Origin of the sequence: Pantoea sp. C2G6, assembly GCF_051336815.1 — a bacterium.
GTDB lineage: Bacteria > Pseudomonadota > Gammaproteobacteria > Enterobacterales > Enterobacteriaceae > Pantoea.
This window is the reverse complement of the sequence record NZ_JBGMNJ010000001.1, coordinates 460,235-473,128: the sequence shown is the minus strand read 5'-3', so window position 1 is coordinate 473,128 and position 12,894 is coordinate 460,235. Positions and strand designations below refer to the sequence as shown.

At 58.8% G+C, this 12,894-nt stretch carries 13 protein-coding genes; 5 read left to right on the top strand and 8 right to left on the bottom strand.

Features of this window, described 5'->3' with window-relative positions; translation table 11 throughout:
• Window positions 1-54: 54 nt before the first annotated feature.
• Window positions 55-1,593, bottom strand: coding sequence for a putative bifunctional diguanylate cyclase/phosphodiesterase (locus ACCW71_RS02260; protein ID WP_436369360.1), 1,539 nt, complete (start codon window positions 1,591-1,593; stop codon window positions 55-57).
• A 601-nt stretch (window positions 1,594-2,194) separates the two neighbouring features.
• Here ACCW71_RS02260 and ACCW71_RS02255 point away from each other — a divergent pair.
• Window positions 2,195-2,689, top strand: a complete 495-nt coding sequence (locus ACCW71_RS02255; protein ID WP_436369358.1) for a MarR family winged helix-turn-helix transcriptional regulator — start codon at window positions 2,195-2,197, stop codon at window positions 2,687-2,689.
• A gap of 102 nt (window positions 2,690-2,791) precedes the next feature.
• The gene (locus tag ACCW71_RS02250) at window positions 2,792-2,992 is read left to right on the top strand and encodes a hypothetical protein (RefSeq protein WP_436369357.1); all 201 of its coding nucleotides are present in this window, start codon (window positions 2,792-2,794) and stop codon (window positions 2,990-2,992) included.
• 58 nt (window positions 2,993-3,050) lie between these two features.
• Here ACCW71_RS02250 and ACCW71_RS02245 read toward each other — a convergent pair whose 3' ends face one another.
• The 7 genes from ACCW71_RS02245 to ACCW71_RS02215 form a co-directional block, all read right to left on the bottom strand.
• Window positions 3,051-4,475 carry a YchO/YchP family invasin gene (locus ACCW71_RS02245; RefSeq protein WP_436369355.1) on the bottom strand — a complete coding sequence of 475 codons (1,425 nt, stop codon included), beginning with the start codon at window positions 4,473-4,475 and terminating at the stop codon, window positions 3,051-3,053.
• 167 nt (window positions 4,476-4,642) lie between these two features.
• Window positions 4,643-5,440 (bottom strand): SDR family oxidoreductase, encoded by a 798-nt coding sequence (locus ACCW71_RS02240; RefSeq protein WP_436369354.1) that lies wholly within the window; start codon window positions 5,438-5,440, stop codon window positions 4,643-4,645.
• Window positions 5,441-5,451: 11 nt separating this feature from the next.
• Window positions 5,452-6,519, bottom strand: a complete 1,068-nt coding sequence (locus ACCW71_RS02235; protein WP_436369352.1) for an ABC transporter permease — start codon at window positions 6,517-6,519, stop codon at window positions 5,452-5,454.
• A 17-nt stretch (window positions 6,520-6,536) separates the two neighbouring features.
• Window positions 6,537-8,069 carry a sugar ABC transporter ATP-binding protein gene (locus tag ACCW71_RS02230; protein ID WP_436369350.1) on the bottom strand — a complete coding sequence of 511 codons (1,533 nt, stop codon included), beginning with the start codon at window positions 8,067-8,069 and terminating at the stop codon, window positions 6,537-6,539.
• 10 nt (window positions 8,070-8,079) lie between these two features.
• The gene (locus tag ACCW71_RS02225) at window positions 8,080-8,691 is read right to left on the bottom strand and encodes a DUF2291 family protein (RefSeq protein WP_436369348.1); all 612 of its coding nucleotides are present in this window, start codon (window positions 8,689-8,691) and stop codon (window positions 8,080-8,082) included.
• Between the two features lie 45 nt (window positions 8,692-8,736).
• Entirely contained in the window at window positions 8,737-9,672 is a 936-nt protein-coding gene (locus ACCW71_RS02220) for a D-ribose ABC transporter substrate-binding protein (protein WP_436369347.1), read from the bottom strand.
• 55 nt (window positions 9,673-9,727) lie between these two features.
• Window positions 9,728-10,525, bottom strand: coding sequence for a GolD/DthD family dehydrogenase (locus ACCW71_RS02215; RefSeq protein ID WP_436369345.1), 798 nt, complete (start codon window positions 10,523-10,525; stop codon window positions 9,728-9,730).
• 350 nt (window positions 10,526-10,875) lie between these two features.
• Between ACCW71_RS02215 and ACCW71_RS02210 the strand changes: the two genes are divergently transcribed.
• From ACCW71_RS02210 to mazF, 3 genes are all read left to right on the top strand, one after another.
• Window positions 10,876-11,688, top strand: a complete 813-nt coding sequence (locus tag ACCW71_RS02210; RefSeq protein ID WP_436369344.1) for a DeoR/GlpR family DNA-binding transcription regulator — start codon at window positions 10,876-10,878, stop codon at window positions 11,686-11,688.
• Between the two features lie 298 nt (window positions 11,689-11,986).
• Window positions 11,987-12,235 carry a type II toxin-antitoxin system antitoxin MazE gene (gene mazE / locus ACCW71_RS02205; protein WP_436369342.1) on the top strand — a complete coding sequence of 83 codons (249 nt, stop codon included), beginning with the start codon at window positions 11,987-11,989 and terminating at the stop codon, window positions 12,233-12,235.
• The gene (gene mazF, locus ACCW71_RS02200; RefSeq protein WP_436369341.1) at window positions 12,236-12,571 is read left to right on the top strand and encodes an endoribonuclease MazF; all 336 of its coding nucleotides are present in this window, start codon (window positions 12,236-12,238) and stop codon (window positions 12,569-12,571) included.
• Window positions 12,572-12,894: the final 323 nt, after the last annotated feature.

Genomic DNA, 12,894 nt, shown 5'->3' with positions numbered 1-12,894 from the left:
TTTTTATAGCGGCGGCCGGTGGACGCCGCCTGACATCTGGCACTGCCACACAACTCAGCTGACCGCCAGCACGTCCTCTTGAGCGAATCCCGCCAGCGTCGCGGCGGCCAGCAGGCTGGCCGCCTGGCCGAGCGGCACCGGGCGGCTGAAGAGATACCCCTGACCGTAGTCGCAGCCCTGCTGTTGCAGCCAGCGCAGGGTGGCGACATCCTCAATCCCTTCCGCGGTGATCGCCACCTTCAGCTCCTGGCAGAGCGCCAGCAACGCCTCCACCACTTTTCGCTGCTGAGACTGGCCGGTTCCGCCAGCGATAAACGACTGATCGAGCTTGATTTTGGTGATGCCCAGCCCCAGCAAAACCGAGAGATTCGAATAGCCGGTGCCGAAGTCGTCCAGCACCACCCGGATGCCGCCCTGCTTCAGACGCCAGATCGCCCGGCGGGCATCTTCCGATACCGTCATCACGTTCTGTTCGGTGATTTCAAGCTCCAGCCTGAGCGGTCCGGCCTGCTGCATGATGCCGGAGAGGCAGTGGGTCAGCGCCGGTCTGAGCAGCTGTTCGGGGGTGATATTCAGTGACAGGCAGAGACCCGCAGGCCAGTTCGCCGTGGCGCTGACCGCATCCTGGAGCAGCCCCACGGTGAGATTGTCCATCAGCCCCAGCCGCTCCACCACCGGCAGAAACTCAGCCGGAGTAATGATCTGACCGGAATCGGTGATCCAGCGCGCCAGCACCTCAAAGCCGGTAATTGTGCCGCTGCGCAGACAGACCAGAGGTTGCAGGAAAGGCACGATGGCGTGACGGCTGACGGCGGCAACCACCTCATGCTCCAGGGTTTCCCGCTGTCGGAAACGCAGTTCCATCTCCGGCGAAAAGCGCGCCAGGTGGCTGCATTTATCCTGTTTGGCCTCATACAGCGCCAGATCCGCCGCCCGTACCACATCGGCCTGGCCGCAGCAGGCGGAGCTGGCTACCCCGGCCGACAGACTCAGAAAGGTTTGCGGACCGGTGCGGATGGCGGCCGCTTGCTGGAGCAGCCGGTCCGCTGTCGCCATCGCCTGCTCAACCTGTCCGGCTCCGGCAATAATGGCAAACTCATCGCCGCCGATGCGAAACAGCCGGCCATCCGGGCTGGCGGCTGAATGCAGCAGGGCGGCCAGCGCCACCAGCGTCGCGTCCCCCTGCCGATGACCGTTCAGGTCATTGATCACTTTGAAATCGTTAATATCGATCAGCGTCAGGGTGTAGGGCGTGTCGCGGGCATCCAGCACCGCGATATGCTCCCTGAACGCCCGGCGGTTTCCGACACCGGTCAGCTCATCGGTTCTGGCCAGCCTGAGCGCGTTTCTTTCCGCTGACAACGTTTTGCGGATCAGGGCGGCGATCAGCAGCGCCGGGATGATCATCGCCAGCCCGGCAAACGAGGAGGAGGTGAGGATGAACCGCAGCCGCTCACTGGTTTCAAAATGGGAGTCGTACCCCAGCCCCAGCAGGCGGGAGAGATGTGCCTCAAGCCCAAATTCCCACAGGGTCGAGAGTAAAATGATGGTCGCAATATTCAGCATTGCGAGCCAGAAAAGTTTCAGGCGCATGCACTCATTCCCGGTAATGGAGTCGGTAAAGGTTTTATTTTCTTGATCTGTAAAAACCGGGGCGTGCTTTCCCCCGCAGCGCAGCCTGCCATTGACGCTTCACCTCCGCTGGCCTCGCTGCTGCATAAAAGCACGCTTTCCCACCGGTATCGCACTGACGCGGAACTCTATCGGACAGGGTTCTACCTGCGCCTTACCTCGTCACGGTCGATGGAGGATCTATCGGCAGCGGCAGCCAGATGAACAGGCCCGCAGAGGTAAATTTGTGCTGGCCGCCGGGTTCACCGCCTGGCTGGAGGGTAAAAATGTGATGCCGCTCGCAGCCGTGCTGAAGCGAAATTCCGCAGCGGGGCTGGCAGATCCCCGCAGCTGGCTGCGTGTTAAGTTGACATCAATTTAGTTTGACTCAATACTGTGTCACCGCTCAATCGGGGGCGAAGGTCATGACCTTCTCTTCCCGCCGCGCTATTGCCTGCGCGGTCGGTCGTCAGCCACCCGTAAAAAAAGACGCCGCCGCAACAAACAGCCATCAGAAATCCCGTCAGCGCGTTATCGCGGCTGGCGTTTTCCTGTGGCGGGCAGCCCCGCACGCTGGCTCAGAATGAGTAAAGATATGAATGACCAAACTCCGGTAATGCCCGACGAGCCTCCTGCCGGTGGGGCACCAGAGACCATCGATCAGTTTCTCTGCTTTGCGCTCTATTCCGCGTCGCTTGCCATGACCAAGCTCTATCAATCCCGGCTGAAACCGCTGGGACTGACCTATCCGCAGTATCTGGTCCTGCTGGTGCTGTGGGAAAAAGATAACCTGACCGTCTCGGAAGTCGGGGCGCGGGTCCGGCTCGATTCCGGCACGCTGAGTCAGTTGCTGAAAAGGCTGGAGCGCAGCGGCATTATCTGCCGCCAGCGGGACACCGGCCACGATGAGCGTCGGGTGCGGATTTCGCTGACCGAACAGGGGCGTCAGCTCAAAGTGACAGCCGCTGGCGTGCCGGCGGATATGGTGTCGGTGATGGATACCGCCTGTAGCGAACTGGGCGATCTCACCAGCCGGGTAGCCACCCTGCGGGAAAAACTGCTCAGGGCGTTACCCTGATGCCCCCCGATGCTGAAAGTGTAGGGATGATGAAAAAGTATACATACCTGAGTGGTGCCCGTGCCGGTGCTGTTCAGCCAGACTGTTGCGCGGGAGGGACGATTGGGCATTGATAAACCAGATGACATGGATGAGATCCATGCCGTTGTCGGCCATGCGGTCTCATACCTGCTGAAGTCAGGTCACAGCGCGGGCGTAAAGGAGATCGTGGCATTTCTGCAACAGCAGGAAGCGCAGTCGGTCAACGGTCAGCGGGAAGTTTACTCGCGGGCGGTACGCATTGTGATGGCGACCGTCAACTGAGACGCGGCTCGCCCTGCTGAAGCACGGCTTTCCCTTTCCGCCCTCTCCTCATGGCGCGCTACAGCGCCGCCCCGCTCGGGGCCATCAGATCATAACGATCGTCCTGCTCGGCCGCCATCGGTGGCTGGATTTTCAGGGTGATCCAGTTAGAGGTCACGCGCTGCTGCTTGCTATCCTCCAGCGTCACCGACAGACGATATTCGTTGCTGGCATCCGGTGACGGGTCCCACTGCGGTAAGATCACACTCCAGCCCTGCGGATCCGCGTTATCAGCCGGTGGCGTCAGGCTCAGCGCCTGGGTATCGCCCTGCCAGCTGACCGCCCTGATCGGATTACTGGCGCGCACCTGCAACTTCAGCGGCAGACTTTCCCCGCTGCTGAGTTGCCACGGCGGCGTCGCCAGGAACACCGACAGGGTTTTGCGCTGACGGAAGGCGAGCACCGGCGTATCACTGCGGGTCACGGTATCGTAACGACTGCCGCGCAGCGAGCGCGCTTCAGCGACGTTATTGGCATCCAGCTGGCGGCGCAGGGCGACGCCGAAGCGGTAGTTGAGCTTCAGCCCCAGCTGATCCTGGCTCTCACCGGCGCTGCTGGTTTTGTGGGTCGCCGAGAGCGTCACCAGCGGCACCGGGGTATATGAGAGGCCAAACGACATGGCGGAAGGATTATGGTAGCGATTGCCACTGTTAAACAGATCGACGTTATTGCCGAGATATTGCTGGTAACTTACCGAAACGCCGAGCTGACGATAAAACGGCAGGTAGCTCTGGCTGGTGATGTCATAGCCGCGCGCCATACGCTGCTGCCGGGAGTCACCGAGATTCCGCCAGCCGGAGAGCGGCATATAGTAGTTGGCTGACAGTCGCATCGAATCACTCCACGCCTCGGTGCCCAGCGACGCGCGCTGTAAACCGCTGCTGAAGATGCGATCAACAAAACCGTTGTAGCCCAGCAGCCAGCTGCCCGCCTCCCAGCGCTGTCCCAGGCCCGCATTGCCGACCAGCCCATCGCCGTTATCGTGCACCCCGAGCTGGCTGAAGGTGAGCAGGCTGTTCTCATCGGCCAGCGCGCTGAAGAGATCGCCGCCGCTGCCGGTGAAATTGCCGTTCATGTCCACCTTCAGATCAAGCTGCGCGGTGCCGTAGGGTGAAAGCAGTGACTGCCCTTCACTCTCAACCCGATCGGCGACTTCATCGCGCAGATGATTAAAGGCCCAGACGCCCGCCTGCTGCCCGAAGGTGACGTTGCTGTCACTGTTATTACTGGCTTCACCAATACTTTTAGCCACCGACGCCAGCTTTTTACTCCACTCGTCATCCTGCTCGCTGGCACTGCCCAGCGTCGGCAGCGACTGGCTGTAGCGCGCCGGATCGTCAAAGGGCGTCTCTGACACCCTGGTTTCGCTCTGTAAGGCGCGCGCGCTCTGCATCACAGTCAGTGATAGCGCGGTTAAAAAAACAACTCCCGTTTTGCGTATCATGTCATCCGGCAGATAGATTAAGGTTTGCCTGTGCGGCTGCGGTAAAAAAAATCGTCAGCATTTACCTTAACATATTGTGACGGTGATGCAGGACAGCAGGAGCTAAATGTGCATATGACAGAGAAATCTGAGCCAGCAGAGGCCGGCGCTGCGTGACGCCGCCACCATCAGGAGAAGATTAAACCGCCATCGACGTTGATGGTCTGCCCGGTGATATAGCGCGCATCTTCCGAAGCGAGAAACGCCACCAGCCCCGCGACATCCTCCGGCTGACCGGCGCGCTTCAGCGGAATATTTTTCACCCACTCCGCCATCAGCTCCCCTTTGCCGTAGGTTTTCTCCGCGCTGCTGAGGATCTCCCCCCAGACGCGATCGTTGTAATCCCACATCTCACTCTCAATGATGCCGGGACAGAAGGCGTTGACCGTGATATTCCAGGGTGCCAGCTCCAGCGCCAGACTCTGGGTAATACCGATCACCCCCATTTTGCTGGCGGCGTAGTGCGGCGTGTAGATAAAACCCTGCCGCCCCTGGCCCGATGAGGTATTGATCAGGCTGCCGCGCCGCTGCTGCACCATATACTTCGCCGCTTCGCGGCAGCAGAGCCAGACGCCGGTGGTGTTGACCGCCAGCACCCGCTCGAAATCACTCTTTGGCATGGTGTCGAAGCGGTCGATGGTGATTACCCCCGCGTTCTGGATTGAGACGTCGATCTGTCCAAAGCGCGCAACGGCCTGCTGATAGAGCTGCTGCACCGCCGTTTCATCAGTGACATCGACCTGTAGCGCCAGAATTTCACTGCCGTACTGCTGCTGAAGCTGGTCGGCGGTAGCGAACACCCGATCGCTGTCTGAGACCATCACCAGCCTGGCACCGTCGCGGGCGAAACGCGCCGCGATCCCGGCACCGATGCCGCGACAGGCACCGGTGATCACCACTGTTTTTTCCTTTGCATCCTGGGACATAATGACTCCTGTTAACTGTGACCAACATCAGGGAGCGGTGCCGCCTGCTGCTTTTTTTCATGGCGACGCAACAGCACCACTTTACTTTGCAGACGCTGCTGGAACTGGTCGATCACCACCGCAGTCACAATCACCAGCCCTTTGATCACCATCTGCCAGAAATCGCTGACGCCCATCATCACCATGCCATCCGCCAGGAAGACGATAACGAAAGCGCCAATAATCGAGCCGGAGACCCGGCCACGTCCGCCCGCCAGCGCGGTGCCGCCCAGCACCGTCGCGCCGATGGCGTCCATCTCAAACATGTTGCCGGTCATCGGGTGCGCGGTCTGCAACTGCGAGGCCACCACCAGCCCGACCAGACCGGCGCACAGGCCGGAGAAGGCGTAGACAAAAATTTTGACCTTGATAATCGGCACGCCCGCCAGCCGGGCGGCTGACTCGTTGCCGCCGATGGCGTAGATATAACGCCCCAGCGGGGTTTTGCGCGTCAGGTAGAGGCCGAGCAGCAGAAAGCCAATCATCAGCCAGATCGGGATATAGACCCCCAGCACCGTGCCGGAGCCGAGCAGCGCAAAGCCGGTGTTGCCGAGCGCGGGCAGTCCGACCAGGTTGGCGTAGGTGCCGCCGTCGTTGAACAGCAACGCCGCACCGCGCGCCACGTACATCATCCCCAGGGTGCAGATAAAGGGGGCGACGCCCAGCCGGGTGATCACCGTGCCGTTAATCAGTCCCACCAGCACGCCGAAGATCGCCACCACCAGGATCACCTCCGGCACGTTAAGGAACAGCGTATTGCCACCCCACAACGGGATGCCATTAGTCAGCAGCGCCCCCGCCACCATGCCGCAGATCCCGGCGACCGCGCCCACCGACAGATCGATACCGCCGGTGAGGATCACCAGCGTCATGCCGATCGCCAGCAGCCCGGTGATCGCCACATGCTGCGTCATGATCAGCAGATTGGAGGGGGTAAGAAAATTGGGCACCATCACGCTGAAAAAGCTGACCACAATCAGCAGCGCGATAAAGGTCCGCGCCTTCAGCAGGTACATATAGAGCAGATATTTCTGGTTCATGACATTCTCCGGCCAGCTTAATCCTGTGGGGTTGATGCCGCGATCAGCTGTTCTCGCGTCGCCGCTGCGCGCGGCAGATCGGCAGTTATCCGGCCATCGGCCATCACTAAAATGCGGTCCGCCAGTGCCATCACCTCATCCAGTTCCGATGAGGAGAACATCACTGCCAGCCCCTGTTGCGCCAGCGTGCCAATCAGGTGATAGACGTCGGTTTTCGCGCCAACATCGATGCCGCGCGTCGGCTCATCCAGCAACACCACCTGCGGGCCGGTCATCAGCGCTTTGCCCAGCACCACCTTCTGCTGATTGCCGCCGCTCAGCGCCGTCACCGGCAGCTCAGGATCGCTGACCTTGATCGCCAGATGACCAATCATCTCACTGACCCGCCGCTGCTCCCGGCCAGGGTTAAGCGGTGCCAGCGCCCGACGGAAACCGCGCAGGCTGAAGTCAGAAAGCGTCATATTGGCGGTAATCGACATCAGCTCAACCACCCCTTCGCCTTTGCGATCTTCCGGTACCAGCGCAATCCCGCTTTTCAGGCGCTGCTGAAAGCTGCGCCTGGCCAGATCCTGCCCCGCCAGCCGCACCTGTCCCGACTGGCAGGGCATCAGCCCGATCAGCCCCTTAAACAGCTCGGTGCGTCCGGCCCCCAGCAGGCCATAAATGCCGATCACCTCGCCTTTACGCAGGCTAAAAGTGACCTGGTTGAGTCTGTAACCGCCGTTCTGGTGCAGCGCGGTCAGGCCCTCGACCTGCAACACCGTCTCCCCCTGCGGGGCTGGCTGATAGTCGAACTGCTTTTTCTTGTCGCCCACCATCTGGGCGATAATCCACGGCACGCTGGCGTCGCGCACCTCACGCTCACTGATAAAGCGGCCATCGCGGAAAATAGTGATGTGATCGCCAATCTCCATCAGCTCTTCCAGCCGGTGAGAGATGTATATAATGGTGACGCCGCGCCGTTTCAGCTGCTCAATCACGTTAAACAGCACCTTCACTTCCGACTGGCTCAGCGCGCTGGTCGGCTCATCCATGATCAGCACCCGGGTATCTTTCGACAGCGCCCTGGCGATCTCAACCAGCTGCTGATGGCCGATACCCAGCTCGCCCAGCGGGGCATAGGGATCGACATCCAGCTGCAACCGCTCCAGCAGCGATTTCGCCAGCGCGTACTGATACTTTTCATTGATCACCCCGCGCTGGAAAAACTCGTTGGCGATAAAAATGTTGTCCATCACGTTCATGTTGGGAAACAGGTTCAGCTCCTGAAAGATGATGCTGATCCCCTGCTGCTCCGCCTGATGGGTAGAGTTCAGCGACACTACCTTACCGTCCAGCAGGATCTCGCCCGATGAGGGGGTCTCCACGCCAGCCAGCATCTTCATCATGGTCGACTTCCCGGCCCCGTTCTCACCGATTAACACGTTCACTTTATTGCGGTAGACCCGGTAATTGACCTGATCGAGCGCGGTCACGCCGGGATAGAGGCGCGACACGTTGCGGGTTTCGATAATCACATCGCTGGCCTGTTGCGGTTCGGAATTGGGCATCTGCCGCTCCTTATTGCCGGGTAATGGCAGCCGGGGTAATGTCCGGCAGCTGCTGAGGAATGTCCCAGCTGCTGAAGACGCCGGAGACCACCACCTTGTCACCCACCTTCGGTGCGAACTGCTGCATCAGGCTGGCGGCGTGCTGGTTAATCGCTTTGCCATATTCACCAAACAGCACCTGGTCGTTGAAATCCTGATAGCTCGCGCCTTTGTAAGCATCACGCAGCGCCGTACCGCGAATAATCGGCCCGACCTGAATTGTGACAGTGTCACCTGATTCATCCTTCACGCTCATCCTGCCGCTGCGTGAAGTGGTGTTTACCGCGGTCACATCGCCGCGCACCGAGACGCTAAAGACACAGGGATTCTCCGCCTGACTGCGATAGCCGTAGGTGTGACAGGCACTGTCAAAATCGTTGGCCGATTGCAGTGACTTCAGCAGCGTGGCCAGCGGCCTGGCCTCCGCCTGGATTTGCGGCACCAGCTTCTGCTGCCAGAGTTGATCGATATTGGCCATCGTCGGATTGGGGGGATTCTTCAGGTCAGCCAGCTCCTGCTGCGACACGATTCGGCAGCCGCTCAGCACCATGACCACCAGTGTCAGCCAGACTCTTCGGGACATCTTCTTCTCCCTGGCGCCCGCTTTCGCGGGCGCGACAGCGGTTAATTACGACTTGTAGTTAAAGTCCTGCACGCCTTTGGCGTTTTCCGGGGTAATCAGAATGCCGCGGAACATTACGCGCTGCTTCTCTGGTTTCACGCCCTTCTGGATATAATTATCGAGATCGGTGACGCCTTCGGCGGCAATCGCCTGCGCCTGCAACATCACCGTGGCTTTCAGCGTGCCCGCTTTCACCGCATCGCGTTCATCGTTACTGCCATCAATGCCCACCACGATCACATCGTTGCGACCAGCCGCTTTCAGCGCGGCAATCGCGCCCAGCGCCACCGGCCCGTTACCGCAGATCACCCCTTTGACATCCGGGTGCGCCTGCAAAATGCTGTCCATAATGCGTTTGCCGTCAATCAGCGTGCCTTTGGCATCCTGACGCGCCACGCTCTGCATATCGGGATATTGATCCAGCACCTGATGGAACGACTTCGAGCGCGTCACGCAGTTGTTGTCGGCCAGGTTACAGGTCAGCTCGGCATATTTTCCCTTCTCGCCCATCTTCTCCACAAAGACGTTGGCCACGTCTGAGCCCGCCTGAAAGTTGTTATGGGTAATCTGCGCCAGCGCCACGTCATCCACCGGAATTTCACGGTTAATCAGCACCACCGGAATACCGGCATCTTTGGCCTTTTTAATCGCCGCCACGCTGGCGGTGGAGTCGGCGTTATCCAGCACGATACCCTGCACTTTCTTGCCAATGGCGGCGTCGATCAGTTCGCTCTGCTTCTTCACATCTTCGCCGTGCGACAGCACCGAGGTTTTGTAGCCCAGCGCCTGCGCTTTGAGGTTGGCGCCTTTGGCTTCAGAGGCGTAATAGGGGTTATCGAGTGAGTTAACCAGAATCATAATGGTGCCTTTTTCGACGGCGAACGCCGCCTGTGAAATCAGACAGGCAGCCACGGCACTACAGAGCAGGGTACGGTTTTTCATGATGTTCTCTCTTATCGTTATGGCAGGGTATGCATTCCCGGGTGTTGGATTGGCCTTACCAGATGGTGAAGCCACCATCGATCATCAAATCAGCGCCGGTGATCATGTCGCTGCCGTTGCTGGCGAAAAACAGCACCGCGGCGGCGATCTCATCGGTATAAGCAAAGCGACCCAGCGGGATCAGCTTTTTCATCTGCTCGCCCTTTTCACCGCGCCAGGCTTTTTCGCCCATCGGCGTCAGCACCACGGTGGGTGACAGGGTGTTGACATTGATACGGTGCGGGGCAAACTCTTTGGCCATCACCTTCGTCATGCCGAGCAGACCCGCTTTGGCCGAGGTGTAGGCGACATGGTTATCAATGGCGATAGAGGCCGCCTGAGAGGCGATATTAATGATTTTGCCGCCCTGTCCGGCCGCGATCATCTGGCGGGCAGCCGCCTGCGAGCAGAGGAACGGCCCGGTCAGATTGACGGCGATCTGCTTTTGCCACTCGGCAAAGTCGGTTTCAATCACCGGCTGCAACATCACGTAGCCCGCGCAGTTCACCAGAATATCGATGCGGCCATAGTGGGAGATGACCTCTGCGAAAGCCTGATCAACGGAAGCGGGATCGGTCACATCACAGCAGACAAACTGCACCTGGTCGGCGGCGAAGTCGGCCCGCAGGCTGGCGACTTTCTCAGCTTCAAACGGCGGATAAAGCAGAGCCAGCCGCGCGCCCTTTTCCAGCAACATGCCATTGGTCGCCATCGCAATGCCGCCCAGCCCGCCGGTCACCACCGCCACCTTGTCGGCCAGACTCAGTGCGGTATCCACGCCGTAGCGCAGGTTTACGTCATATTCACCACTCATCCCTCTCTTCCCCTCAGATTTTTATTGCCGTCATTGACACACTCATTTTCGAACAAAAATATATGCTATCGAAAAGAAATGATGTGTGGAGCAGATCAAATTTCGACCATCTGCCTGTCAAAGCGGGTTATCTGTTTGAAAAGACGTGATCTGGCCTGCAATCCGGTAATAAAGCCGCTCGCCTGACTTTCAGAAAGCGCGAACAATTCAACAGGCTGCGTAATTTAATTTTCGTTCGAAAATGAAACCCGCCCCTGGCTATCTCGCATTCATAAAAATCGCGCGTTAAACTCAGCGACAGAGACCTTCTTCGCCCGACCCTCAAGTGATTGGAAAAGGGAGCATTTCGATTGAAAAGCAAGAGTGAGCAGTTCGCTGACATGCAGCAACGCCGCGAGAAAATTCTGGAGATGATCCGCGAGGATGGCACGGTCACGGTTAAGGCCCTGACGGAAACCTTCGGGCTGACCGAAGCCACATTGCGCAGCGACCTGCGTATGCTGCAAAAACAGGGCTTTGTGCAGCGCTATCACGGTGGCGCGACCCTGATGACCGGCAAGCAGAACAGCGGCGCGATGCTGCTGGAGCGGCAGACCCATCTGGAAGAGAAAGAGGCGATTGGCCGACTGGCGGCGCAGCATATCGAAAATGGTGACACGGTGATTTTCGATTCCGGCACCACCACCACCGCCATTGCCGAGGCGATCAGCCACATTCGCCGGCTGTCGGTGGTCACGACTGCGGTAAATATCGCCCTGAAGCTGGGTGGCGAGCCGGGGATCAATATCCTCCTCACCGGCGGCACCTTTAAGTTTCCGACGCTCTCCACCTCGGGCGAAAAAGCGGCCAGCTTCTTTGAAAACGTGCTGGCGGAAAAGCTCTTCCTGGCGACCGCCTGTATCTCGCCGCGCCTCGGCCTGAGTTTTCCCAGCGAAACCGACATCAAAGTGAAACTGGCGATGATCAAATCCGCCAGCACGGTCTACGTGGTGGCAGACTCCAGTAAAATCGACAAGGTATCGATGTTCGCACTGCCCTGTGACTGGAGCAATATTCACTATCTGATCACCGACAGCGGCATCACGCCAGCGCAGGTAAAAGCGTTCGAGTCGTTGGGGGTGAAGGTGCTGGTCGCCCCGCTGCCATTGAAAAGGGCGATGTAACGCCAGGCGACCTCTGCCTGAAACGATCATCGCCCCGCCACGGCAACCCACCGCACCATCGCACCCACTACAGCGCGCATCACCGCCAACCGGGCAGTTACAGCGCGCACCACCGCCAACCGGGTAGTTCACCACAGCGCGCACCACCACCAACCGGGCGGATCTTTCCTGCCCGCCACACGTAATCTCCATTGCCCCAGCCACAAATTCTCCCCTACACGCCCTTTCAGCTTGTGTATACAATGTATATTGCGCTAGCATGTATCACCATTGTGTAACCTAACCGGAGGCAGACTAAATGATCCGTGGAAATGTTAAACGCTGGGGTAACTCACCCGCCGTGCGTATTCCGGTGACGCTGATGCAGGCGCTTAATCTCAAAATTGATGATGAAATCAGGATTGACCTGGTCGAAGGGAAACTCATTATTGAACCCGTAAAACAGGAAGTCAGTTACTCTCTGGAAGCACTCCTGGAGGGTGTGACACCGGAAAACCTGCATGACCCGGTAGACTGGGGTGAACCCGTCGGGAAGGAGATTTGGTAAATGGTCAGTCGCTTTGTTCCTGATGCCGGAGATGTCATCTGGGTAGATTTTGACCCTACCAAAGGAAGCGAACAGGCTGGTCATCGACCCGCTGTGGTGCTTAGCCCGTTCGCCTACAACAACAAGACTGGCCTCTGTCTCTGCGTTCCCTGTACAACCATGTCAAAGAATTATCCCTTCGAGGTGCCATTAAGCGCTGAACAGAACAGCGTGGCATTATCCGATCAGATAAAAAGTATCGCCTGGAAAGTCAGGGGAGCGACCAAAAAGGGCGTCGTCTCTGCAAGCGAACTTCAGCAAATTCGCGCGAAGGTAAAAGTCATCATTGGCCTTTAGCATCATCACCCTCTGAAGAGCCGGACAGTACTGATTTATCCGGCTCTGGCAATCTGCATCTCATACGCTCTCAGCACTAGCGGCACACTAAGTGTACAGATGTTTGTCCAGACACCTCCACCCTAAGCGCACCTCAGCCAGACAGATCATTACCGTACGCTCCACCGCCAACCTGGCAGTTCACCACAGCGCGCACCACTGTCAATCGGGCAGGAAAGCGCTGCCCGAAGAGCAAAGTGTGCGAGCCAGGGATGGCGAGCCCACTTCGCAGGGATGCGGGGTCCTTTGCGATCGGGCAGCTCTTTCCTGTCCGCCGCACATAA